The sequence below is a fragment of the Pseudomonas triticifolii genome (assembly GCF_014358015.1).
In the GTDB taxonomy this organism is placed as follows: Bacteria; Pseudomonadota; Gammaproteobacteria; order Pseudomonadales; family Pseudomonadaceae; genus Aquipseudomonas; species Aquipseudomonas triticifolii.
This window is the reverse complement of sequence record NZ_JACONV010000023.1, coordinates 1-20,529: the sequence shown is the minus strand read 5'-3', so window position 1 is coordinate 20,529 and position 20,529 is coordinate 1. Positions and strand designations below refer to the sequence as shown.

Annotated in this window: 23 protein-coding genes; 14 read left to right on the top strand and 9 right to left on the bottom strand. The window is 61.5% G+C overall.

The window, feature by feature from the left end:
- Positions 1–89 precede the first annotated feature (89 nt).
- From ccmA to H8S56_RS21170, 10 genes are read left to right on the top strand one after another with little or no spacing between them, the layout of a single operon-like run.
- Positions 90–731, top strand: coding sequence for a cytochrome c biogenesis heme-transporting ATPase CcmA (ccmA, locus tag H8S56_RS21215; RefSeq protein WP_024688602.1), 642 nt, complete (start codon positions 90–92; stop codon positions 729–731).
- A complete protein-coding gene (ccmB, locus tag H8S56_RS21210) occupies positions 728–1,399 on the top strand; it encodes a heme exporter protein CcmB (protein ID WP_024694081.1) in 672 nt (223 codons plus the stop codon). The genes ccmA and ccmB overlap by 4 nt, the downstream gene beginning before the upstream one ends.
- A 54-nt stretch (positions 1,400–1,453) precedes the next feature.
- The gene (locus H8S56_RS21205) at positions 1,454–2,236 is read left to right on the top strand and encodes a heme ABC transporter permease (RefSeq protein ID WP_187519680.1); all 783 of its coding nucleotides are present in this window, start codon (positions 1,454–1,456) and stop codon (positions 2,234–2,236) included.
- Positions 2,233–2,409, top strand: a complete 177-nt coding sequence (ccmD, locus tag H8S56_RS21200; RefSeq protein WP_024694079.1) for a heme exporter protein CcmD — start codon at positions 2,233–2,235, stop codon at positions 2,407–2,409. The genes H8S56_RS21205 and ccmD overlap by 4 nt, the downstream gene beginning before the upstream one ends.
- Positions 2,406–2,873, top strand: coding sequence for a cytochrome c maturation protein CcmE (gene ccmE / locus H8S56_RS21195; RefSeq protein WP_024688598.1), 468 nt, complete (start codon positions 2,406–2,408; stop codon positions 2,871–2,873). The genes ccmD and ccmE overlap by 4 nt, the downstream gene beginning before the upstream one ends.
- A 3-nt stretch (positions 2,874–2,876) precedes the next feature.
- Entirely contained in the window at positions 2,877–4,850 is a 1,974-nt protein-coding gene (locus H8S56_RS21190; protein WP_187519679.1) for a heme lyase CcmF/NrfE family subunit, read from the top strand.
- Complete coding sequence (locus tag H8S56_RS21185) at positions 4,847–5,383, top strand: DsbE family thiol:disulfide interchange protein (RefSeq protein ID WP_024694076.1); 537 nt, start codon at positions 4,847–4,849, stop codon at positions 5,381–5,383. Before H8S56_RS21190 ends, H8S56_RS21185 begins: the two co-directional genes overlap by 4 nt.
- The gene (locus H8S56_RS21180) at positions 5,380–5,856 is read left to right on the top strand and encodes a cytochrome c-type biogenesis protein (RefSeq protein WP_024688595.1); all 477 of its coding nucleotides are present in this window, start codon (positions 5,380–5,382) and stop codon (positions 5,854–5,856) included. Before H8S56_RS21185 ends, H8S56_RS21180 begins: the two co-directional genes overlap by 4 nt.
- Positions 5,853–7,058 carry a c-type cytochrome biogenesis protein CcmI gene (gene ccmI, locus H8S56_RS21175; RefSeq protein WP_187519678.1) on the top strand — a complete coding sequence of 402 codons (1,206 nt, stop codon included), beginning with the start codon at positions 5,853–5,855 and terminating at the stop codon, positions 7,056–7,058. The genes H8S56_RS21180 and ccmI overlap by 4 nt, the downstream gene beginning before the upstream one ends.
- 15 nt (positions 7,059–7,073) lie before the next feature.
- Positions 7,074–7,481 carry a hypothetical protein gene (locus H8S56_RS21170; protein WP_024688593.1) on the top strand — a complete coding sequence of 136 codons (408 nt, stop codon included), beginning with the start codon at positions 7,074–7,076 and terminating at the stop codon, positions 7,479–7,481.
- Between the two features lie 54 nt (positions 7,482–7,535).
- Here the strand turns inward: H8S56_RS21170 and H8S56_RS21165 are convergent, their stop codons facing one another.
- From H8S56_RS21165 to H8S56_RS21135, 7 genes are all read right to left on the bottom strand, one after another.
- On the bottom strand, positions 7,536–8,534 hold the full coding sequence (locus tag H8S56_RS21165) for a sulfate ABC transporter substrate-binding protein (RefSeq protein ID WP_187519677.1): 999 nt from the start codon (positions 8,532–8,534) through the stop codon (positions 7,536–7,538).
- A 100-nt stretch (positions 8,535–8,634) separates the two neighbouring features.
- Positions 8,635–9,468: an ion transporter gene (locus tag H8S56_RS21160; RefSeq protein ID WP_187519676.1), complete on the bottom strand. Its 834-nt coding sequence runs from the start codon at positions 9,466–9,468 to the stop codon at positions 8,635–8,637.
- Positions 9,469–9,778: 310 nt separating this feature from the next.
- On the bottom strand, positions 9,779–11,212 hold the full coding sequence (locus H8S56_RS21155; protein WP_187519675.1) for an efflux transporter outer membrane subunit: 1,434 nt from the start codon (positions 11,210–11,212) through the stop codon (positions 9,779–9,781).
- Positions 11,209–12,093 carry an efflux RND transporter periplasmic adaptor subunit gene (locus tag H8S56_RS21150; protein WP_024696076.1) on the bottom strand — a complete coding sequence of 295 codons (885 nt, stop codon included), beginning with the start codon at positions 12,091–12,093 and terminating at the stop codon, positions 11,209–11,211. Before H8S56_RS21150 ends, H8S56_RS21155 begins: the two co-directional genes overlap by 4 nt.
- Positions 12,090–12,299 (bottom strand): DUF1656 domain-containing protein, encoded by a 210-nt coding sequence (locus H8S56_RS21145; RefSeq protein ID WP_024685348.1) that lies wholly within the window; start codon positions 12,297–12,299, stop codon positions 12,090–12,092. Before H8S56_RS21145 ends, H8S56_RS21150 begins: the two co-directional genes overlap by 4 nt.
- On the bottom strand, positions 12,296–14,383 hold the full coding sequence (locus tag H8S56_RS21140; RefSeq protein ID WP_187519674.1) for an FUSC family protein: 2,088 nt from the start codon (positions 14,381–14,383) through the stop codon (positions 12,296–12,298). Before H8S56_RS21140 ends, H8S56_RS21145 begins: the two co-directional genes overlap by 4 nt.
- Complete coding sequence (locus tag H8S56_RS21135) at positions 14,380–14,832, bottom strand: MarR family winged helix-turn-helix transcriptional regulator (RefSeq protein WP_187519673.1); 453 nt, start codon at positions 14,830–14,832, stop codon at positions 14,380–14,382. Before H8S56_RS21135 ends, H8S56_RS21140 begins: the two co-directional genes overlap by 4 nt.
- Before the next feature lie 542 nt (positions 14,833–15,374).
- Between H8S56_RS21135 and H8S56_RS21130 the strand changes: the two genes are divergently transcribed.
- The gene (locus H8S56_RS21130) at positions 15,375–16,043 is read left to right on the top strand and encodes a polysaccharide lyase family 7 protein (RefSeq protein ID WP_187519705.1); all 669 of its coding nucleotides are present in this window, start codon (positions 15,375–15,377) and stop codon (positions 16,041–16,043) included.
- Between the two features lie 17 nt (positions 16,044–16,060).
- On the opposite strand, the gene H8S56_RS21125 is transcribed toward H8S56_RS21130, so the two are convergent.
- Together H8S56_RS21125 and H8S56_RS21120 are read right to left on the bottom strand one after the other, a co-directional pair.
- Positions 16,061–17,392, bottom strand: a complete 1,332-nt coding sequence (locus H8S56_RS21125) for a heavy metal sensor histidine kinase (RefSeq protein WP_235986838.1) — start codon at positions 17,390–17,392, stop codon at positions 16,061–16,063.
- Between the two features lie 35 nt (positions 17,393–17,427).
- Positions 17,428–18,123, bottom strand: coding sequence for a heavy metal response regulator transcription factor (locus H8S56_RS21120; protein WP_024685343.1), 696 nt, complete (start codon positions 18,121–18,123; stop codon positions 17,428–17,430).
- A gap of 165 nt (positions 18,124–18,288) precedes the next feature.
- Between H8S56_RS21120 and H8S56_RS21115 the strand changes: the two genes are divergently transcribed.
- The 3 genes from H8S56_RS21115 (at position 18,289) to H8S56_RS21105 (ending at position 20,368) form a co-directional block, all read left to right on the top strand.
- Positions 18,289–18,894 (top strand): hypothetical protein, encoded by a 606-nt coding sequence (locus H8S56_RS21115; protein ID WP_187519671.1) that lies wholly within the window; start codon positions 18,289–18,291, stop codon positions 18,892–18,894.
- A gap of 86 nt (positions 18,895–18,980) precedes the next feature.
- Positions 18,981–19,601 carry a cytochrome b/b6 domain-containing protein gene (locus tag H8S56_RS21110; protein ID WP_187519670.1) on the top strand — a complete coding sequence of 207 codons (621 nt, stop codon included), beginning with the start codon at positions 18,981–18,983 and terminating at the stop codon, positions 19,599–19,601.
- Positions 19,598–20,368, top strand: a complete 771-nt coding sequence (locus tag H8S56_RS21105; RefSeq protein ID WP_187519669.1) for a molybdopterin-dependent oxidoreductase — start codon at positions 19,598–19,600, stop codon at positions 20,366–20,368. Before H8S56_RS21110 ends, H8S56_RS21105 begins: the two co-directional genes overlap by 4 nt.
- Positions 20,369–20,529: the final 161 nt, after the last annotated feature.

Below are 20,529 nucleotides of genomic sequence, written 5' to 3'. Positions count from 1 at the left end.
GGCCGCATCATGCTCGACTTGAACTGCCATTTCCTCCGTTTGTGCTGTTTTCGGCGCATTTCGAGACAACGCGACACTGGAAGCGCTCGATGACTGCTGTGACTCCACTTCTGCATGCCACTGCGCTGACCTGCGAGCGCGACGGACGGCTGCTGTTCGAAGATCTGGATCTTGATCTTCAGGCCGGCGACCTGTTGCAGATCAGCGGTCCCAATGGCAGCGGCAAGACCAGCCTGCTGCGATTGTTGTGCGGGTTGATGCAGCCGACCTCGGGCCAGGTGATGCTCGGTGGCGTGCCCTTGATTCAGCAGCACGCCGAACGGGCCAGGCAGGTGCTGTGGATTGGTCATGCGACGGGCCTCAAGGAGCTGCTGACGCCGCTGGAAAACCTGTCCTGGCTGTGTGCGCTGCAGGGTTCCGGCGAGCGCGCTCGTTTAGAGCAGGCGCTGGAAGCGGTCGGGCTGGGCGGTTTCGAAGAGGTGCCGTGTCATGCATTGTCTGCCGGACAGCAGCGCCGCGTTGCGCTGGCCCGTTTGTACCTGCCGGGTCCGCCGATCTGGATGCTGGATGAACCGTTCACGGCCCTTGACCGGCAAGGCATCGCCCAGCTGGAAACCTGTCTGGCCGAGCATTGCGAGCGCGGTGGCGCGGTGGTTCTGACCACCCATCACACGCTGGGCCGCAGCCCTGCGGGCTATCGGCAACTGGATCTGGGAAGCGGCGGCCTATGAGCAACGTTTTCACGTCATTACTGCTGCGCGAGGCCAGGCTGCTGGCTCGTCGTCCGGCAGAGCTGGCCAATCCACTGGTTTTTTTCGCCATCGTGATCGTATTGTTCCCTCTGGCTGTCGGGCCGGAGAGTCAATTGTTGCAAAGCTTGTCGCCGGGCCTGGTCTGGGTGGCGGCGCTGTTGGCGGTTCTACTCTCGCTGGACGGGCTGTTTCGCAGTGATTTCGAAGACGGCTCGCTGGAGCAGTGGGTCCTTTCGCCGCACCCGCTGGCCCTTCTGGTTCTGGTCAAGGTGCTGGCACACTGGGTGTTTTCCGGGCTGGCGCTTGTGGTGTTGGCACCGATGCTGGCGTTGATGCTGGGCTTGCCCGGACACTGCCTGCCCGTGCTGATGCTGTCGCTGTTGCTGGGCACGCCGGTGTTAAGCCTGCTGGGTGCGGTCGGCGCAGCGCTGACGGTCGGTCTCAAGCGTGGCGGCCTGTTGCTTGCTCTGCTGATTTTGCCGTTGTATATCCCGGTACTGATTCTGGGCAGTGGTGCGTTGCAGGCCGCCTTGCAAGGCATGCCTGCAAGCGGCTATCTGCTGTGGCTGGGCAGCCTGACGGCACTGGCAGTTACCCTGACACCCTTTGCCATAGCGGCTGGCCTGAAGATCAGTGTCGGCGAATAATTGAGGTTGCGAGGCCTGCCGGTCAGGCGCTCGGTCAACCCTGGATGTACCTTGATGAAAAGCGATTCACTCAAAAGCGGCCTGAGCTGGGCCTGGTTGCACAGGCTCGGCTCGCCCAAGGTCTTCTATGGCATCAGCACGCGACTGCTGCCGTGGCTGAGCGTGGCTGCGGTGCTGTTGATCGGCATCGGCGTGGTCTGGGGACTGGCATTTGCGCCGCCGGATTACCAGCAGGGCAACAGCTTTCGCATCATCTATATCCACGTGCCAGCCGCGATGCTGGCCCAGTCCTGTTACGTGATGCTAGCCCTGTGCGGCGTGGTCGGGCTGGTGTGGAAGATGAAACTGGCGGACGTCGTCCTGCAATCGGCCGCGCCCATCGGTGCCTGGATGACGGCGCTGGCGCTGGCTACCGGCGCTATCTGGGGCAAGCCGACCTGGGGTGCCTGGTGGGTGTGGGACGCGCGCCTGACTTCGATGCTGATTCTGCTGTTCCTGTATTTCGGCCTGATCGCGCTGGGCAATGCGATCAGTAATCGCGACAGTGCGGCCAAGGCCTGCGCGGTGCTGGCGATTGTCGGCGTGGTGAATATCCCGATCATCAAATACTCGGTGGAGTGGTGGAACACGCTGCATCAGGGCGCGACCTTCAGCCTGACCGAAAAGCCGGCCATGCCTGCCGAGATGTGGCTGCCGCTGTTGTTCACCACACTGGGTTTCTATTGCTTCTTTGGTGCCGTATTGCTCATGCGGATGCGCCTTGAAGTGCTCAAGCGCGAATCACGTACTCAGTGGGTGCAGGCTGAAATCCTGCGCAGCCTGGAGCGCGCATCGTGAGTTTCGAGTCATTGGCCGATTTCCTGGCAATGGGCCGCCACGGGCTGTTCGTCTGGTCGGCGTACGGCCTTTGCCTGTTGGTGCTGCTTGTGAATGTGGCGCTGCCGGTGCTGGCGCGTCGCCGTTATCTGCAACAGGTGGCGCGTCGTGTGCGTCGGGAGGGCCGCAGGTGAAGCCGCAGCGCAGAAAGCGCCTGTTGATCATCGTCGCCGTGCTGGTCGGCGTCGGGCTGGCCCTGACGCTGGCCCTCAGGGCGCTGCAGGAAAACATCAATCTGTTCTACACCCCGAGCCAGATCGCCAATGGCGAGGCACCCCTCGATACGCGTATCCGGGCGGGCGGCATGGTCGAGAAGGGCTCGTTGCAACGCTCGGCCGACTCGCTGGACGTGCGCTTTGTGGTGACCGACTTCAACAGGTCGGTGACCATCTCCTACCGCGGCATCCTCCCTGATCTGTTCCGCGAAGGGCAGGGCATCGTCGCGCTGGGCAAGTTAAATGCTCAAGGCGTGGTGGTGGCTGACGAAGTGCTGGCCAAGCACGATGAAAAGTACATGCCGCCCGAAGTCACCAAGGCGTTGCGCGACAGCGGTCAGGCCGCACCGGCTGCGCCTTCCACCCCATCGAAACAGGGTTGACCCATGATTCCCGAGCTCGGCCATCTGGCCATGATTCTGGCGCTGTGCTTTGCCCTCGTGCAGAGCAGCGTGCCGCTGATCGGTGCCTGGCGCGGCGACTCGCTGTGGATGAGCCTGGCGCGTCCTGCAGCGTGGGGGCAGTTCAGCTTTCTGATCTTTGCCTTCGGGTGCCTGACCTACGCCTTCATGATGGACGACTTCTCGGTCGCTTACGTGGCGCAGAACTCCAACACCGCGTTGCCCTGGTATTACAAATTCAGCGCCGTGTGGGGCGCACATGAAGGCTCGTTGTTGCTCTGGGCATTGATTCTGGGCGGCTGGACCTTTGCGGTGTCGGTGTTCTCCAGGCAACTGCCGCAGGTGATGCTGGCGCGGGTTCTGGCAGTCATGGGCATGATCAGCCTCGGCTTTCTGTCGTTCCTGATCCTGACCTCCAATCCCTTTGCGCGGATCCTGCCGCAGATGCCGGCCAACGGTCGCGACCTTAACCCTTTGTTGCAGGACATCGGCCTCATCGTGCACCCGCCGATGCTGTACATGGGCTACGTCGGCTTTTCCGTGGCATTTGCGTTTGCCATCGCTGCCTTGCTCGGCGGCAAACTGGACGCCGCCTGGGCTCGCTGGTCGCGACCCTGGACGCTGGTGGCGTGGGCGTTTCTCGGCATTGGCATCACGCTGGGGTCTTGGTGGGCGTACTACGAACTGGGCTGGGGCGGCTGGTGGTTCTGGGACCCGGTGGAAAATGCCTCGTTCATGCCCTGGCTGGTGGGCACGGCGCTGATTCACTCATTGGCGGTCACGGAAAAACGCGGTGTGTTCAAGAGCTGGACGGTGTTGCTGGCCATCGCGGCCTTTTCTCTCAGCCTGCTGGGGACCTTTCTGGTGCGTTCCGGGGTGCTGACGTCGGTGCATGCGTTTGCCTCCGATCCGGCCCGCGGCGTGTTCATCCTGATCTTCCTGTTGATGGTGGTGGGCGGTTCGCTGACCCTGTTCGCCTTCCGCGCGCCGGTGGTGAAAAGCCATGTCGGCTTTGGCCTTTGGTCGCGTGAGACGTTATTGCTGGGCAATAACCTGGTGCTGGTGGTCGCGGCGTCGATGATTCTGCTCGGCACACTGTACCCCTTGGTGATCGACGCCATGAGCGGCGCGAAGATGTCCGTCGGGCCGCCGTATTTCAATGCGCTGTTCGTGCCGCTGATGGGCCTGCTGATGGTGGTGATGGCGGTGGGCGTGCTGGTGCGCTGGAAAGATACGCCGCTCAAGTGGTTACTGGGCATGCTCGCGCCGGTGCTGATCGGCAGCGCAGTGCTGGCGGTGGTTGCCGGGCTGGTGCTGGGTGATTTCCAGTGGGCGGTGCTGGCGACCTTCATGCTTGCGGCCTGGGTGCTGCTGGCCGGGGTGCGCGATCTGCTCGACAAGACCCGCCACAAAGGTCTGATCAACGGCGCGCGCGGCCTGCACCGCAGTTACTGGGGCATGCAACTGGCGCACCTCGGCATTGCCGTGTGTGCGCTGGGCGTGGTGCTGTCGAGTCAGAACAGTGCTGAGCGCGACTTGCGGCTGGCGCCTGGCCAGTCCGTGGAGCTGGGTGGCTATATGTTCGTGTTCGAGGGCGCGAAGCACTACGAAGGCCCGAACTTCACCTCTGATCGCGGCACGATCCGGGTTCTGCGCGAGGGCAGGCAGGTCACCGAGCTGCATCCGGAGAAACGCCTGTACACCGTGCAGCAGTCGATGATGACCGAGGCGGGGATTGATGCCGGTTTCAGTCGTGATCTGTACGTCGCACTTGGTGAACCGCTGGGCGAGGGGGCCTGGGCGGTGCGGGTGCATGTCAAACCCTTCGTGCGCTGGATCTGGTTTGGCGGCCTGATCACCGGGCTGGGAGGTGTGCTCGCGGCCACCGACCGGCGTTATCGCCTCAAGATCAAGGGCCGGGTGCGTGAGACGCTGGGCCTGTCGGAGGCAACCACATGAAGCGCTGGGTCATGGCAGTGCCGTTGCTGGTCTTTCTCGGCGTGGCTGCCGTTCTGTTTCGCGGCTTGTACCTGGACCCGGCCGAGTTGCCATCGGCGCTGATCGGCAAGCCATTCCCCGAGTTCACCCTGCGTGAAGTGCAGAGCGAACGTACCCTGACCCGTGCCGATCTGCTGGGCAAACCTGCGCTGGTCAATGTCTGGGCGACCTGGTGCATCGCCTGTCGCGTCGAGCACCCGGTGCTCAACCGGCTGGCGCAGCAGGGTGTGGTGATTTATGGGATCAACTACAAGGACACCAACGCCGATGCGCTCAAGTGGCTCAAGGATTTTCATGATCCTTACCGCCTCAATGTGCGCGACGACGAAGGCTCGCTGGGCTTGAACCTGGGCGTATACGGCGCGCCGGAAACCTTTCTGATCGATGCCAGGGGCGTCATTCGTCACAAGTTCGTTGGCGTGATCGACGACAGAGTGTGGCGCGAACAACTGGCCGGGCTGTATCAGGCGCTGGTTGACGAGGCCAGACCATGAACCGTTCACTCAGCGCCACGCTGCTGATCGTGGCACTGGCAATCAGCGGGCTCGCGCAGGCTGCCATCGAGGCCTATAACTTTCGCGACGAGGCCGAGCGTGCCCGCTACAGCGAGTTGACCCGCGAGTTGCGTTGCCCCAAATGCCAGAATCAGGACATTGCCGACTCCAACGCGCCGATCGCCGCTGACCTGCGCAAGGAGATCTACCGCATGCTGGGTGAGGGCCAGAGCAATCAACAGATCATCGATTTCATGGTCGACCGCTACGGCGATTTTGTGCGGTACAAACCGGCGCTGACGGCCAGAACCTGGCTGCTGTGGTTCGGCCCTGCCGGTCTGCTGTTGGGCGGCCTGGGGGTGATGGCCGTGATCGTTAAACGTCGCCGAAGCCTGAGTGCCGGGCAGGCCGATACGCTCTCCGACGAGGAGCGGCAACGCCTCGCCCAACTGCTGGATGAACACCGAAAATGATCGATTTCTGGATGGCAACCGGGTTGTTGCTGCTGGTGGCGCTGGGCTTTCTGCTGATTCCACTGCTGCGCGGACATAACGCGCAGCGCGAAGAAGACCGCACCGCGCTGAACGTTGCGCTGTATCAGGAGCGACTGACTGAGCTGCAAAGCCAGCAGGAGGAGGGCGTTCTGTCAGCTGCGGGGGTACAACGTGCACGGGATGAAGCCGCACGTGAGCTTCTGGATGACACCGAAGGTGCCGATAAAGCCCGCTCTGCGCAGCTTGGCAAAGCCTGGCTGTTGCTGGCGGCGATACTGGTTCCGGTGCTGGGCATGGGCGCGTATCTGCAGCTTGGGGCCAGCGACAAAGTCGAACTGAGCCGTGAATTCTCTACGCCGCCCACCTCGCTGGCCGACATGACCCAGCGGCTGGAACGTACTGTTCAGGCCCAGCCGGATTCTTCCGAGAGCCTGTATTTCCTGGCGCGCAGTTACATGGCGCAGAACCGTCCGGGCGATGCAGCGCAGATGTTCGAGCGTGCCGCAGACCTGGCCGGAAGGCCACCGGAACTGCTCGGGCAATGGGCGCAGGCGCTGTATTTCGCCAGCGACAAGCACTTCACACCTCAGGTGCAGGCCCTGACCGATGAAGCGCTCAAGGCGGACCCCAAAGAAGTCACCAGCCTGGGCTTGCTGGGCATTGCCGCGTACGAAACGCAGCGCTTTCAGGCAGCGGTCGATTACTGGACCCGTTTACTGGACGTCCTGCCTGCGCAGGATCCATCGCGGTCGGCACTGGAAGGTGGCATTGCCCGCGCCAGGGAAAACCTGAAAACAGGCGCAAATCCGGCGCAGGCTGCAAGCAAGGCGGGTTCGATAAAGGTACGCGTCGATCTGGCTCCGGCGCTTAAAGACAAGGTCCAGCCGCGTGACAGCGTGTTCATCTTCGTCCGTGCTGTCGAGGGTCCGCCCGCGCCGTTAGCGGTGAAACGCATCACGGTCGCCGAATTGCCAGCCGAGGTCGAACTGGGCGATGCCGACGCAATGATGCCGCAACTGAAACTGTCGAACTTTGCGCAAGTCCAACTGGTAGCTCGCGTGTCTCGCGCAGGGCAGCCGACCGCCGGTGAGTGGGTCGGCCGCAGCCAGCCACTGGCCAGCGATAGCGGGACGCAGCAGGCGTTGATCATCGACAGCCCTGATAACCCGTCAGCCAGATAAGAAGAGAGCCCGCTTATGTACCGCACCGCACGTATCACCTTGTTGGGTCTGGCCTTGGGCTTGAGCGCCTGTGCGGTCCAGCCGCCGGCCCCGAGGAGCCAGGAACCGATTCAGTCCCTGCCGGGCACCCAGCAACCTGGTGCTCCGCGTCCCACGCCGACCCCTGACAAACCGCCCGTCAAGGCTCCGTCGAGCGGGCCGAAAACGTCGGCCAGTTTTGCGCCACCGCCAGGCGGCAACAGCCATTGGGATGCGCGCATGGGCGTGTATGTGATGGACGATCAGAGCAATACGTTCTATCGCCAGCGTACGTATTACCAATGGAACAACGGCTGGAGCTGGGCGACCAGCCCCAACGGTCCTTGGCAGCCCACCGATGCGAGCGGCGTGCCGGCAGGTCTGGGGCGTCAGTTCAGCAATTGATTGAAACGAAAACGGCGACCTTGAAGGTCGCCGTTTTGCTGTGCCGGAGAGGGTTTATTTGCCCGGGTAAATCTGGTCGAAGACACCACCGTCAATGAAATGGGTTTTCTGGACTGTGCGCCAGTCACCGAAGGTCTTTTCCACCGAGAGGAAATCGACTTTCGGGAAACGATCCTTGTACTTGGCCAGCACCTCTGGATCGCGTGGGCGCAGGTAGTTGTTAGCGGCGATCTCCTGACCTTCAGGCGACCACAGGTACTTCAGATACGCCTCGGCCAATGGACGGGAGCCTTTCTTGTCCACGACTTTGTCGACCACGCTCACCGGCGGCTCGGCTTCGGCCGAAACGGACGGGTAAACCACTTCAAACTGATCACGTCCGAATTCGCGGGCGATCATTTCGGCCTCGTTCTCGAACGTCACCAGCACATCGCCGATCTGGTTGGTCATGAAGGTGGTGGTCGCGGCACGACCGCCGGTGTCCAGTACAGGCACATGCTTGAACAGCTTGCCGACGAACTCTTTTGCAGCGGCTTCATCGCCACCGTTTTTCAGGATGTAACCCCAGGCAGACAGGTACGTGTAGCGGCCGTTACCCGAGGTTTTTGGGTTCGGCACGACGACTTCAACACCATCCTTGATCAGGTCCGGCCAGTCTTTCAGTGCTTTCGGGTTGCCCTTGCGCACGATGAACACGGTCGCCGAGGTGAACGGTGCACTGTTGTTCGGCAGGCGGCTGACCCAGTCTTTAGGCACCAGCTCGCCATTGTCGGCCAAGGCGTTGATGTCGGTGGCCATGTTCATGGTGATTACATCCGCCGGCAGGCCGTCGATGACCGAACGCGCCTGCTTGCTCGATCCGCCGAAGGACATCTGCACCGTGACGTTCTCGTTGTTCTCTGCTTTCCAGTGTTTCTGGAAGGCGCTGTTGTAATCCTTGTAAAAGTCGCGCATCACGTCGTAGGAAACGTTGAGCAGCGTCGGGGCAGCCTGGGCAGCGCTGGAAAGGGCCAGGCCTGCGGCCAGTAGCGAAGCGGCGAAAAGTCTGTTCACTGCAAAGTCCTTGAAGGGTGGGTCATTGTTGTCTGATGGCTTAATGCCGCGACACTAGCAGCCGCGCATCCTTGTGCCTAAATACCAAAAACGTCTGTGCTTATGCCTGATCGGCTTCTTTGCGGAAAAGCGCATTGCCACAGCGCGAGCAGAAAGCTGCGCCGTGCTCGTGAAACTTCTTGGCGCACACCGGGCAGTCGTGTTTGAGCTGTTCACCACGCATGGCATTGGCCAGTTCGGCGGTGAATATACCCGTGGGCACGGCGATGATCGAGTAACCGGTGATCATCACCAGTGAAGACAGCATCTGACCGACCGGCGTCTTGGGCACGATATCGCCGAAGCCCACTGTGGTGAGGGTCACGATAGCCCAATAGATGCCCTTGGGGATGCTGGTGAAGCCATGCTCCGGGCCTTCAATCACATACATCAGCGTGCCGAACACCGTCACCAGCGTCGACACGGCGACCAGAAACACGATGATTTTCTGCTTGCTGCCACGCAGCGCCGAGAGCAGATAGTTGGCCTGGCGCAGGTAGGTGCCGAGCTTGAGCACCCGGAAGATCCGCAGCATGCGAATGATCCGCACGACCAGCAGGTATTGCGCATCGCTGTAATAGATGGCCAGAACGCCCGGCACGATGGCCGGCAGATCGACGAGGCCGTAGAAGCTGAAGGCATATTTCAATGGCTTGGGTGAGCAGTACAGGCGCAGGACGTATTCAATGGCAAAAATCAGCGTGAAACCCCATTCGACCCAGGCAAACACCTGCGAGTAATCGCGATGAATACTCTCGATGCTGTCGATGATCGTGACCAGCAGACTGAGCAGGATGAGGACCAGCAAAACCTTGTCGAAGCGCCGCCCGGCAGGCGTGTCGGCCTCGAAGATAACGGTATGCAGCCGCTCGCGGCGGCTGAGAGAGGTGTCCATGGTGCATTCCGAGTCAAAGATCGGGTGAGCCTAGGAGTAATGGGGGCTGGAGTGCAAGTTATGGTGCCATCTGATGGATCGGCGTCGCACCCGGGACCGCACGCGCAACGTCCTGAAAGGCAATGAGCATTTGGACGGCGTTTGAGTTGCGCCCGAGAGTTTGGGCAGGGCACTTATCCTGGTGGGAACGGACTTGTCCGCGAAAGCCGGTACATCCGATGAAGATGCGGCGTCTGCAACTCGGTGTTCGCGGACAAACGGAACGCCGCCCGGTCCTCATATATTCAGGTGCCGAGCGATTGCCGGGTGGTTATTTGACTGCTACTTCATCCTTCTCCCATCCGCCACCCAGCGCCAGGAACAGGTTGATCTGGCCCATGGCAACCTGGGTGTTGGCTTCGGCCAATTGGGCGCGCACGTCGGTGTAGGTGCGGGTGGCCTGCAGGTCGGCAAGGAACGAGGCGCGGCCCGCCTGATAGAAACGGTGAGTCTGATCTGCGGCTTCCTTTGCCGATTGCTCGGCGTCTTTCAGGGCGTCACGGCGGTCGAGCAGGGCGGTGTATTGGGCAAGTCCGGTCTGGGTTTCGCGGATGGCGTTGAGCACCACGCCGTCGAAGCGGGCCAGCGAGGCTTGCGCCGAGGCTTCGGCCTGATGGATACGGGCGCGTGAGCCATTGGACGGGATGGTCCAGCTCAGCAGCGGCCCGAAGCCCCAGCGATTGGCCGCCGGTTTGCCCAGGTTCTCGATCGTGCCGATGGTGCCGATGTTCGCACCAATGCTGATGTCCGGGTATAGCTCGCCGGTTGCGACGCCGATCTGCGCCGTGGACATCGCCAGATGCCGCTCCGCCTGACGAATGTCCGGCCGGCGCTTGAGCAGTGCCGCGCCATCGCCCACCGGCATCACTTGTGCGATATGCGGCAGCTCGTTGCAGGTACTGACGCCTGCGGGTAACTGTTCGACAGGCCGTGCCAGCAGCATCGACAGGCGAAACAGCGCTGACTGACGCTGCGCTTCGTAGCGGGGCAACTCGGCGCGCAGGGATTTGAACTGGGTCTGCGAACGCGTCACCTGGGTTTCATCTCCACGTCCGGCATCGCGCAGGCGTTGGTTCAACTTCACACTCTGTTGTTGCAGGTCCAGCGACTCACGGGCGATGTCGTGTTCTTCGTTGGCGGCGCACACCTGCGTATAAGCGCGCACCACGTCCGCGACCACGGTGATGCGGGCCGTGTCCACCGCCGCCTGACTGGCGTCGACGTTGGCTTGCGCGGCTTCGATACCACGCTGCAACGTGCCGAACAGGTCGAACTGATAGGACGTGGTCAGGCCGATATCACCCACGTTGGCCACCGGCACTTTCTCAGGCAGCAAAAAGGCTTCACCCGACTCTTGCAAGCGCTGTGCGCCGACTTTCGCGCTGTTGGTAAAGCCACCTGCGGCCTCGGCTTCGGCACCTTGATAGCGTGAACGTTGCAGGTTGGCGGCGGCAATCCGCAGGTCGGTGTTGGACGCCATGGCCTGGCGCACCAGCTCATCCAGCTTCGGGTCCTGATACAGACGCCACCAGTGCGCAGGCACCGGTGCCGAAACGGTGTTGACCGACTGACCCGCCAGCTCGCCCTGCAAGTCCGGGCGGTTGATCTCGCTGTCCTTGGGCAATTCATAGTTCGGGCCGACCATCTGGCAGGCCGACAGCAGGGTGCCCAACCCCAGCATCGTCAGGCGAGATGCCCGTTTCATCGTGTGGCCTCCCGGGTGTCTTCGATGATCGACACGGTCGCAGTACGGCCAGCGATCATGCGGAAATCCCTGGGCACATCGTCGAAGGCGATGCGCACCGGGATCCGCTGCGCCAGTCGTACCCAACTGAACGCCGGGTTGACGTTGGGCAGCAGGTTCGAGCCGCTGGTGCGGTCGCGGTCTTCGATACCGGCGACGATGCTGACCACGTGCCCGGTCAGCCGCGCGTTGTCGCCGATGACCCGGATGTCCACGCCCTGGCCGACATGAATGCCGTCCAGCTTGGTCTCCTCGAAATAGCCGTCGATGTGGAACGACGCCGCATCGACGACTGACAGTACCGGGCGTCCGGCCGTAACGAATTCATGCTCGCGAGGCGCGCGGTCATTGAGATAGCCATCCACCGGGCTTTTGATCACCGAGCGATCCAGGTTCAGTTGCGCAGCGTCCACCGCCACGCGAGCCTCGCCCAGCGCTGACAGCGCACGGGCTTCGCGGGACTGGCTTTCTTCCAGTTGTTCGCGCGCTACCAGATTGCCCAGCCCACGGTTGCGCTTGTTCTCGCGACGCGCCTGTTCCCAGGTTTCCTGGCGCTCGGCGACGGTGGCCTGAGCCTGACGTAACGCGAGGCGGAAGCGGTCCTGGTCGATGGTGAACAACACCTGGCCTTTATGCACCGGCTGGTTGTCGGTGACGTCAACCTTCTGGATCAGCCCGGACACGTCCGGGGCAATCTGCACGACGTCGGCGCGAATGTGGCCGTCGCGGGTCCATGGCGCGTACATGTAGTACATCACCATGCGCCAGACAACGACGACAGCCAGGGTCACTACCAGCAGGGTCAGGACCACACGGCCCAGAGTCAGTATCGGTTTTTTCATGTCATCAGGTATCGACTGAGAGTATCCACGGCGCCGAGCAACAAAGCGTATAGACCTACGTTGAACAAAGCCCGGTGCCAGACCAGACGGTAGAAGTGGGCGCGCGACAGCACGGCGTGCACGCCGAGAAACACCAGATAGGCGATGCCCATCATGGCCAGAAAGGTGGGGATGAAAATCCCGCTGATGTCCAGATCGCCGATCATAGAGGCGCTCCATCGATGTTATGCGGCAGTTGTTCGGTCAGTTCTCCGCCCACGGTGACGATTTCCACACCCGGCAGCAGCGCCAGGCGCAGGCCGCTGAGCGCGTGCAGCAGGTGCACGCGGGCCGGGTTGTCGCCCATGTCCTGATCGGTCAATGAACGGCGTGCGCGGTCCATCAGCATCAGCAGGCCACGGGGCGCGGGAAGGCGCTCGCCGGCCTTGGTGCAGTGCCGGAAGTAGCCGCTGACTTCGTCGATCACCTGGCGCAGCAGCACCTGAGCCTGCGGTGTTGCCCGGCGGGTGTAGGCCAGCAGGTCGAGCATGTTCAGCGCGACACGCAGCTCGCGCAGTGCAATGCCGGTGTCCTGCGCGGTCAGTGTCAGGCGCGGCAGTTGCTGCATCAGACGATCGAGCATCTGCACGCCCATGCGTCGGTGTTCGGCCAGCGTCGAGTCTTCGCTGAGGCTGGCGATATCGCGCCAGCTGAAACGGGTCAGGCGCTTGACCGCCAGGTCCACACCGAACGGGCGGAACACCAGCGTCCAGATGAAGGCGAACAGCAAACCTGCGGGTCCCGCGAGGTTGGCGTTGAGAAAATTCAGGAAGTCCGCATCGTAGGCGCTCTGGATGCTGATGAAGGACGAGGTGTTGACGATGGTCAGCAGCGTGCCGAGAAAGAAGCGTGGTTGCACGGTCAGTGTGCCGACGCAAATGAACGGCACCGAAAATGCCAGCACCAGCATCGCAAAGTCATGCAGGTTAGGCAGCACCACGAACAGGTACAGGCTGGCGAACACCACCGAGAGCATGGTCCAGAAAAAGAACCGATAGATCTGCGGCGCGGGGTCGTCCATGGCGGCGAAGAAGCTGCACGACACGGCCGCCAGCGCCACGGCACTCGCGCCATCTTTCCAGCCCAGCAGAATCCAGAGCACCGAGGCGACGATGATTGCCAGAACGGTCGAGGCCACCGAGTAGAGCATCAGGCCACGGTCGAGAAAGGGCGTAAGACGAGCCAGACGCCAGTGGCGATAGACGGCGCGCCACTGCGACTGGTCGTCGGTCTTGATCGCAAATTGCAGCGTGCGGCAGTCCTGCCACAAGTCGATCCATTCGCCTAGACGAAACAGCACGTTGGAAAGCAGCAACTGGTCGCGGTCGTCGAGCTGTGCAGAGTCCGGTTGCAACTGCTCCATCGATCTATGCAGTTGCTGCCACTGTTCCTGCTGGGGGGCGTCGGCGGTGTTTTTCAGCCAGGTGCGGGCCTCCAGCAGCACGGGCGACAGGCTGGCGAGCAGCGCGGGCGTGCGACGCTCCAGCGCCCAGAGTGCGTCGTCGAGGGCATCGATGACGGGCAACAAGTGAATCATGCGTCCGCGCAGCTCATGAGCATTGCGTACGGTTTGCTTGCGCGCGCCTTCGTGGCTCAGTTGGCCGATCATCATTTCCAGCGAGTTGAAGCTGGCGACCATCGCGTTACGCAGCGTGGCGATCTCTTCAGGGTTGCAAGTACGGCTCAGGAAGTGGTCGCTGTAGCTGGACGCATCGGCGAACCACTTTTCAGTTGTAGCCTGAAACACCGGGGCGAGGCGTCTGGGCCAGAACATCGCGCCGACGACTGCAGCGCAGATAATGCCCAGAAAGATTTCTTCGGTACGTGACACCGCTATATCGAATACCGCCTGCGGATTGTCCACCACCGGCAGCGAGATCAGCGGCAGGGTGTAGCCGGCCAGCATCAGCGCGTAGCTGTTGGCGGTGCGCAGGTGCAGGGACAGAAACAGCAGCGTGCCCGTCCACAGCCCGACGACTACGGCCAGCAAGAACGGCGTCTGCACGAACATCGGCACCAGCAGCACCGATGCCGCAGCACCCGCCAGCGTACCGGCGGCACGATACAGCGCCTTGGAGCTGGTGGGGCCCACAAACGGGCTCGATACGATGTACACGGTGGCCATCGCCCAATAAGGACGGGGCATTTCCATCAGCAGCGCGATGTACAGCGCCAGCATGGAGGCACCGAAGGTGCGCACGCCATAAAACCAGTCGCGTGCGGGCGGCACGCTGGAGAAAAATCCGTTCACACCTGCCCCTCCTGGTCAGCGCGGGCAGCCTCGGAAAACGCCTGGAATACACGCAGCGCGGCTTCCAGATCAGCAGGCTCGACACCTTTCAACACTTCAGCGCGTAGGCGTGTCAGCTCGCTTTCGATTGATCCGGCCAGTTCGCGACCTTTGGCTGTCAGGCTCAACGCCTTGGCACGACGGTCGTTGGGGTCTTCGGCGCGACAAACGATGCCAGCCTTGCAAAGTTGATCCAGCAAACGGACCAGGGTCGGGCTTTCCATACCGGCTGCATGGGCGACTTTGACCTGATGCACGCCGTCACCCAGCCGCGCGATGGCCAGCAGCGGCCCCGCACAGGCTTCGGAAATACCGTAGGTGGCCAGCGTGGTCTGGCAGTTGCGTCGCCAGTGGCGTGACGCTGCAACCAGACCGCTGCTGATCGCCCGATGAAGCGCATCGACGGACATGTAAAACACCAGAAATTTAGTTAGGAGCAATATTGTTAGCGAGGATATTAATAGCTTGCTAACTAATATCCCGTAACAAGTTATTACAGTCAACCGGAAATTGCCGAGCGGAGTGTTTCAACTCAGGCGGCCGAGGGCGTACAGGATGTCGATCGCCATACCCCGATGAGTGGGGGTGCGTAGTAAGTGAAAAGCCCGAAAAGTTCCTTTTCAACATGAATAAAGACGACCGTTCGTCGTTAATTTCCAATCTGATGAGCTGTTTTCGGATCGAGTCTCCAAAAAAATGGCGCGATGCCGAAAAGATCAAGTCCGTGTAAATCCACGCTTACAGGTCAGAGCGGGTCAACCCACCAAAGGAGAAAATTGACATCAATATAGTGGCACTGGCGGTAATTAGACGGTTTATTGGCGTCATGGGTTTGTCGTTTGTGTTTAAAAAGTAAACGATTCAGCCGATAGTCTGGTTGAACCGAACGGGCCGAGGTGCCCGTTCCAGAGCCCTTTTGCTGATGCGCATCGCGCACCTTGCGAGCAATGCCATGATCGACCTTGCCACCTGGAATCTGTCCGTCCCTGTCGGGACGCCTGCAACCATCATCGAAACCCCGAAATTGATGAAGGGCTATCAGGATGGTTATTTTCGCTCCGGCGATACGCTGTTTTTCTGGGCACCTGTGACCGGTTCCACGACAGAGAACGCCAAGTATCCGCGTTCCGAGTTGCGCGAAACGACGGCGGACGGCAGGGCGTTCAACTGGAACTACTCCAGCGCCGACAATTTTCTGCGTGCCACGCTGGAAGTCGATCAGGTGCCATCGAGCGGCAAGATCGTGATCGGTCAGATTCACTGCTACCAGAGCACCGAGCCGTTGCTGAAGGTGGAGTACCAGTACAAGGAGAAATTGAAGACAGGCAACATCGTCGCCAAGTTTCGCCGCACCCCGGACGCGGAAATCGAGGTGATCATCATCGCGCAGGGCGTGCCGCTCAACGAACGCTTCAACTACAGCATCAACCTCACACCGGCGGGCGACCTGACCGTCAACGCGTTCAACGCAGTGTGGTTCGCCAAGCTCGACCCGGCGTGGAGTACCAAGCTGTTCTACTTCAAAGCCGGGGTCTACACCCAGGACAACACGGGCTACAACACCGAGGGTGGCTCGGCGACTTTCTACAAGCTGGCCATCGCCCACGAGAAAAAATCGTAATCCGCCCTGTGCTTGCGTCAGTTCGCCGGGAACACCAGGCTGAAACAGATGCGTCCGGCGGCGGGTTGGGCCACTTCGACCCGACCGCCGTGCAGGTGCATGATCGCCGCGACAATGGCCAGCCCCAGGCCATTGGAGTCCGAACGCTGGTGGCGTGAGGCGTCGCCGCGATAGAAACGGTCGAACAGACGCGTCAGGCTGGCGTGCGGTAATACCGGTCCCTGATTTTCCACCTGCACGTACCAGTGTCCATCCCGCGCAACGACGCGCATCAGGATCTCGCTGTTTTCGTCGGCATAGCGAATGGCGTTGGCCACCAGATTGCTCAGCGCCCGGCGCAACAGGATAGGGTCGGCCAGCAGCGCGCCTTGGCCGCTGGGGGTCAGGGTCATGTTGCGTTCTTCGGCCAGCCCTTCGAAATAACCGGCCACTCTGTGCAATTCATCGTTGAGGTCCAGCGGTTTGCGTTCAAGCGCAGCCTGGGCTTCGTCGGCGCGGGCCAGAAACAGAATGCTTTCCACCAGCCGCGAAATCCGCTCCAGCTCTTCCAGATTGGAGGCCAGTAGCGCTTGATACTCATCGGCGCTGCGGTTCTGGCGCAGTGCGACCTGGCAATGGCCCATCAGCGAACCGACGGGGGTGCGGATCTCGTGTGCCAGGTCGGCGGAAAACTGTGTCAGGCGGCGATAGCCGTCGTCCAGGCGGTCGAGCATGGCATTGAAGGCGTCGTTCAACTGCTGCAGTTCTACCGGCGTATCGTGGCTGTCGAGTCGGGTGTGCAGGCTGGTCGGCGTGATGGCCGCGGCATGCGCTGCCATCCTGCGCAACGGCCGCAGACCGCGCCGTAACAGCGCGTAACCCAGCAGCGCCGTGACCAGAAACGCCAACGCCACTGCTGCATAGATACGCTCGCGGAAAGTGGCGAGCATGGCCATTTCCTTGACCATCAGGTGCGCGGCCTGCAAGCGCACTTCGACGCCGTTGGACATGACTTGTACAGCCGCCGCACGCAAGGGCACGCCCTGCAGGCTCATGCCACTGCGCAGGTCCTCGACGCGTAACGGCTGATCCTGAGCCACGGTCGGTAGCTCTGGCAGGGGAGCGCGCTGCGGGTTGACCGAAATCACCGGCGGCTTGCCCGGCTCGCCAATGATGAAGATGTCTTCTTCGCTGTCGAGCATGTTTTCGAACAGTTGCGGGCTGCCTTTGAGGTTGTCCATGGTCAGGTCGTAACGCAGCAGCTTGCGAAAGTGATCCAGGCGCGCCAGCACGGCGTGGTCGGAGCGCTGCATCACGGTCTGCTCCATCGACCGATAGAGGTACAGGCCAGCGCCGCCGACCGTGAGCATCGCCACCAGTGAGAAGGCCAGGGTCGAACGCAGGGTCAGGGAAGGTCGGCGTCTGCGCTGCACGGCCGCACCTCGCACACGTAACCAATGCCACGCACGGTATGGATGAGTTTGGTCGGGTAGGGCAGGTCGATCTTGCTGCGCAGGCGCTTGATGGCGACATCCACCACGTTGGTGTCGCTGTCGAAGTTCATGTCCCAGACCTCAGAGGCAATCTGGGTGCGCGATAGCACATCGCCTTCGCGACGCAGGAACAGATGCAGCAGGGCGAACTCCTTGTTGGTCAGCACGATGACCTGTTGCTGGCGCGTGACCCGACGGCGCAGCAGGTCCAGTTCAAGATCGGCCAGATGGAAATGATCGGCCTCGCGCACCACGCCACGGCGCAGGATGGTGCGGATGCGCAGCAGCAGTTCGGTGAACGAGAACGGTTTGACCAGATAATCATCGGCACCCAGTTCCAGCCCGCGAATGCGGTCCTGCAATTGATCGCGAGCGGTCAGAAACAACACGGGCACGTCCTGTCTGGCGCGTAGCACTTCGATGATCTGCCAGCCGTCGATGCCGGGCAGCATCACGTCGAGCACGATCAGGTCGTAGCGGTTTTCCAGCGCCAGGTGCAGGCCGTCGGCCCCGTGCTGGGTCCAGTCGACCTTATAGCCGGATTCGCCCAGACCTTTCTTCAGGTACTCCCCGGTCTTGGTGTCGTCTTCGATCAGAAGGATATGCATCGTGATGTCCGCTACGCTCTGCAGGCGCCCTCAGCGCCGATGCCGAAGTCTAACCAGTTGCCGGTAAGGTGTCCGGCGAATGACAAAAATGTCATTGCCCGGTCATTCTGCGGTGCCGGTAGCGGTGCAAAGATGCGTTCAGACCCCTCTGCCAAGGAATTACCGATGAAGACTGCACTGTCCACTACGTTCGGCCTGTTGCTGCTCAGCGCCGCTGTCATGACCCAGGCCGCCGACATGCCGGTGGTCAAGCCGATGCGCGGCACTGTCGATAGCCTCCAGGCCGATACCCTGAATTTCACCACCCGTTCCGGTCAGCACCAAAGTATCCAGTTGACAGACAAGACCGGTATCCGCCTGGTCTCCAAGGCTGATCTTGAATCCATCAAGGCTGACAGTTTTGTCGGCTCGGCCGCCATTCCTCAGGCTGACGGCACGCTGAAAGCGCTGGAAGTGACGGTTTTCGAAGCCAGCCTGAAGGGCAGCGGCGAAGGTCACTACGGCTGGGAAAACTCCGATGGCAGCACGGGCACCATGACCAACGGCACCGTTGGCACGCTGTCCAAGGCCAACGGGCGCACGCTGACCGTTCAGTACAAAGGCGGCGAGAAACAACTGGTTGTGCCGCAAGACGTGCCGATTGCGTACGTTGAGCCAGGTCAGCGCAGCGAGCTGAAAGCCGGTGCCAAGGTCGTGCTGTTCCCGGCCGATGACGGCAAGTCGGCGCGCGGTGTTGCGGTCGGCAAGGACGGTTTCACCCCGCCCATGTAATCGCACCTGACGAGCGTAACGGCAGGCGACTTCGGTCGCCTGTCTGCCTTGTTGTTCTGCAGCGCCTCACGGTGAGGAATATCACGATGAAAACCCGCCCGATCCACCCCTGGCCTGTGCGCCTCACGCACTGGGTCAACGCCGTGGGCATGGTCTGCATGTTCATGAGCGGCTGGGCTATCTACAACGCATCGCCTTTGATGCCGTTCACCTTCCCCAAATCCCTGACCCTCGGCGGCTGGCTGGGCGGTTCCATTGCCTGGCATTTCGCGGTCATGTGGCTGTTGGTCATCAATGGCCTGATCTACGTGCTGTATGGCGTGTTCAGTCGGCACTTCAAGCGTGACCTGCTGCCGGTGCGTCCCGGCGACGTGAAGCGCGATGTGGTCGACGCTTTACGTTTCAAGCTGGCCCACATCAAAGGTCAGTACAACGCCGTGCAACGCCTGATGTACTGGCTGGTGCTGGCGATGGGTGTGCTGGTCGTGGTTTCGGGCCTGGCATTGTGGAAACCGGTGCAGTTTCAGGAACTGGCCAGTCTGCTGGGCGGTTATGACGTTGCCCGCTGGGTGCATTTTGGAGCCATGGCGGCCATCGGCGCGTTTGTCGTCGTCCATCTGGCGCTGGTGTTGCTGGTGCCCCGGACCTTGTTACCGATGATCACCGGCGGCCGCCAGCCGAACGAAGAGGGAGCTGCCAAGCCATGAATGAGCCACGCAAACGCATCACCCAGCGCATCCGGCTCGAGCCTGCGCAACAGACGCAGTTGGTCGACATACAGCGTCGTTCGTTTCTGCGCGCAGGATTGACGGTGGGCGCGATGTCGATGCTGACCGGCTGCAACCTGCAGGACGGTGATCAGGTCGACAAGGCGTTGTGGGCCATGTCGCGCTGGAACGACCGGGTCCAGGCCTGGCTGTTCAACGGCCAGAAACTCGCCCCGACCTACAGCAAGGCGCAAATGACCAACCCGTTTCCGTTCAACGCGTTCTACCCCGAGTACAACGTGCCCGAGCTGGAGCTTGCCGATTATCGTCTGGCGGTGTCCGGGCTGGTGCGTGACAAACAACCCTGGACGATCGAGGCACTGCGCAAGTTGCCGCAGCGTACGGACATCACTCGCTTGATCTGCATTGAAGGCTGGAGCGCGATAGGGCAGTGGGGTGGCGTGCCGCTGAGGACGTTTCTGGAATACATCGGCGCAGACACCACAGCGCGGTTTGTCGGCTTCAAGTGTGCCGATCGCTACTATTCAAGCCTGGACATGCCCACTGCGCTGCACCCGCAGACCTTGCTCGCGCTGGACTTCGGTGAAGTGGCCCTGCCGCCTGATTACGGCTACCCGTTGCGCGTACGCGTACCGACCAAGCTGGGCTTCAAGAACCCCAAGCACATCGTCGAGATCTTCGTCAGCAACGAGAACCCCGGCGGGTACTGGGAAGATCAGGGGTACAACTGGTTCAGCGGGATTTGAGGGAGATGGCTGTCGGGATGAACAACGGTTGCGTTCGCGTTTAACAGGATGCGTACCCTTTGCGGCGTCTTAGTGGACGATGTGTCGCTTCAGAAACAGCATCGCCGGCAAGCCGCCTCCCACAGTCTGATGGTTGCAGCAGGATTTGCGTATAACCCTGA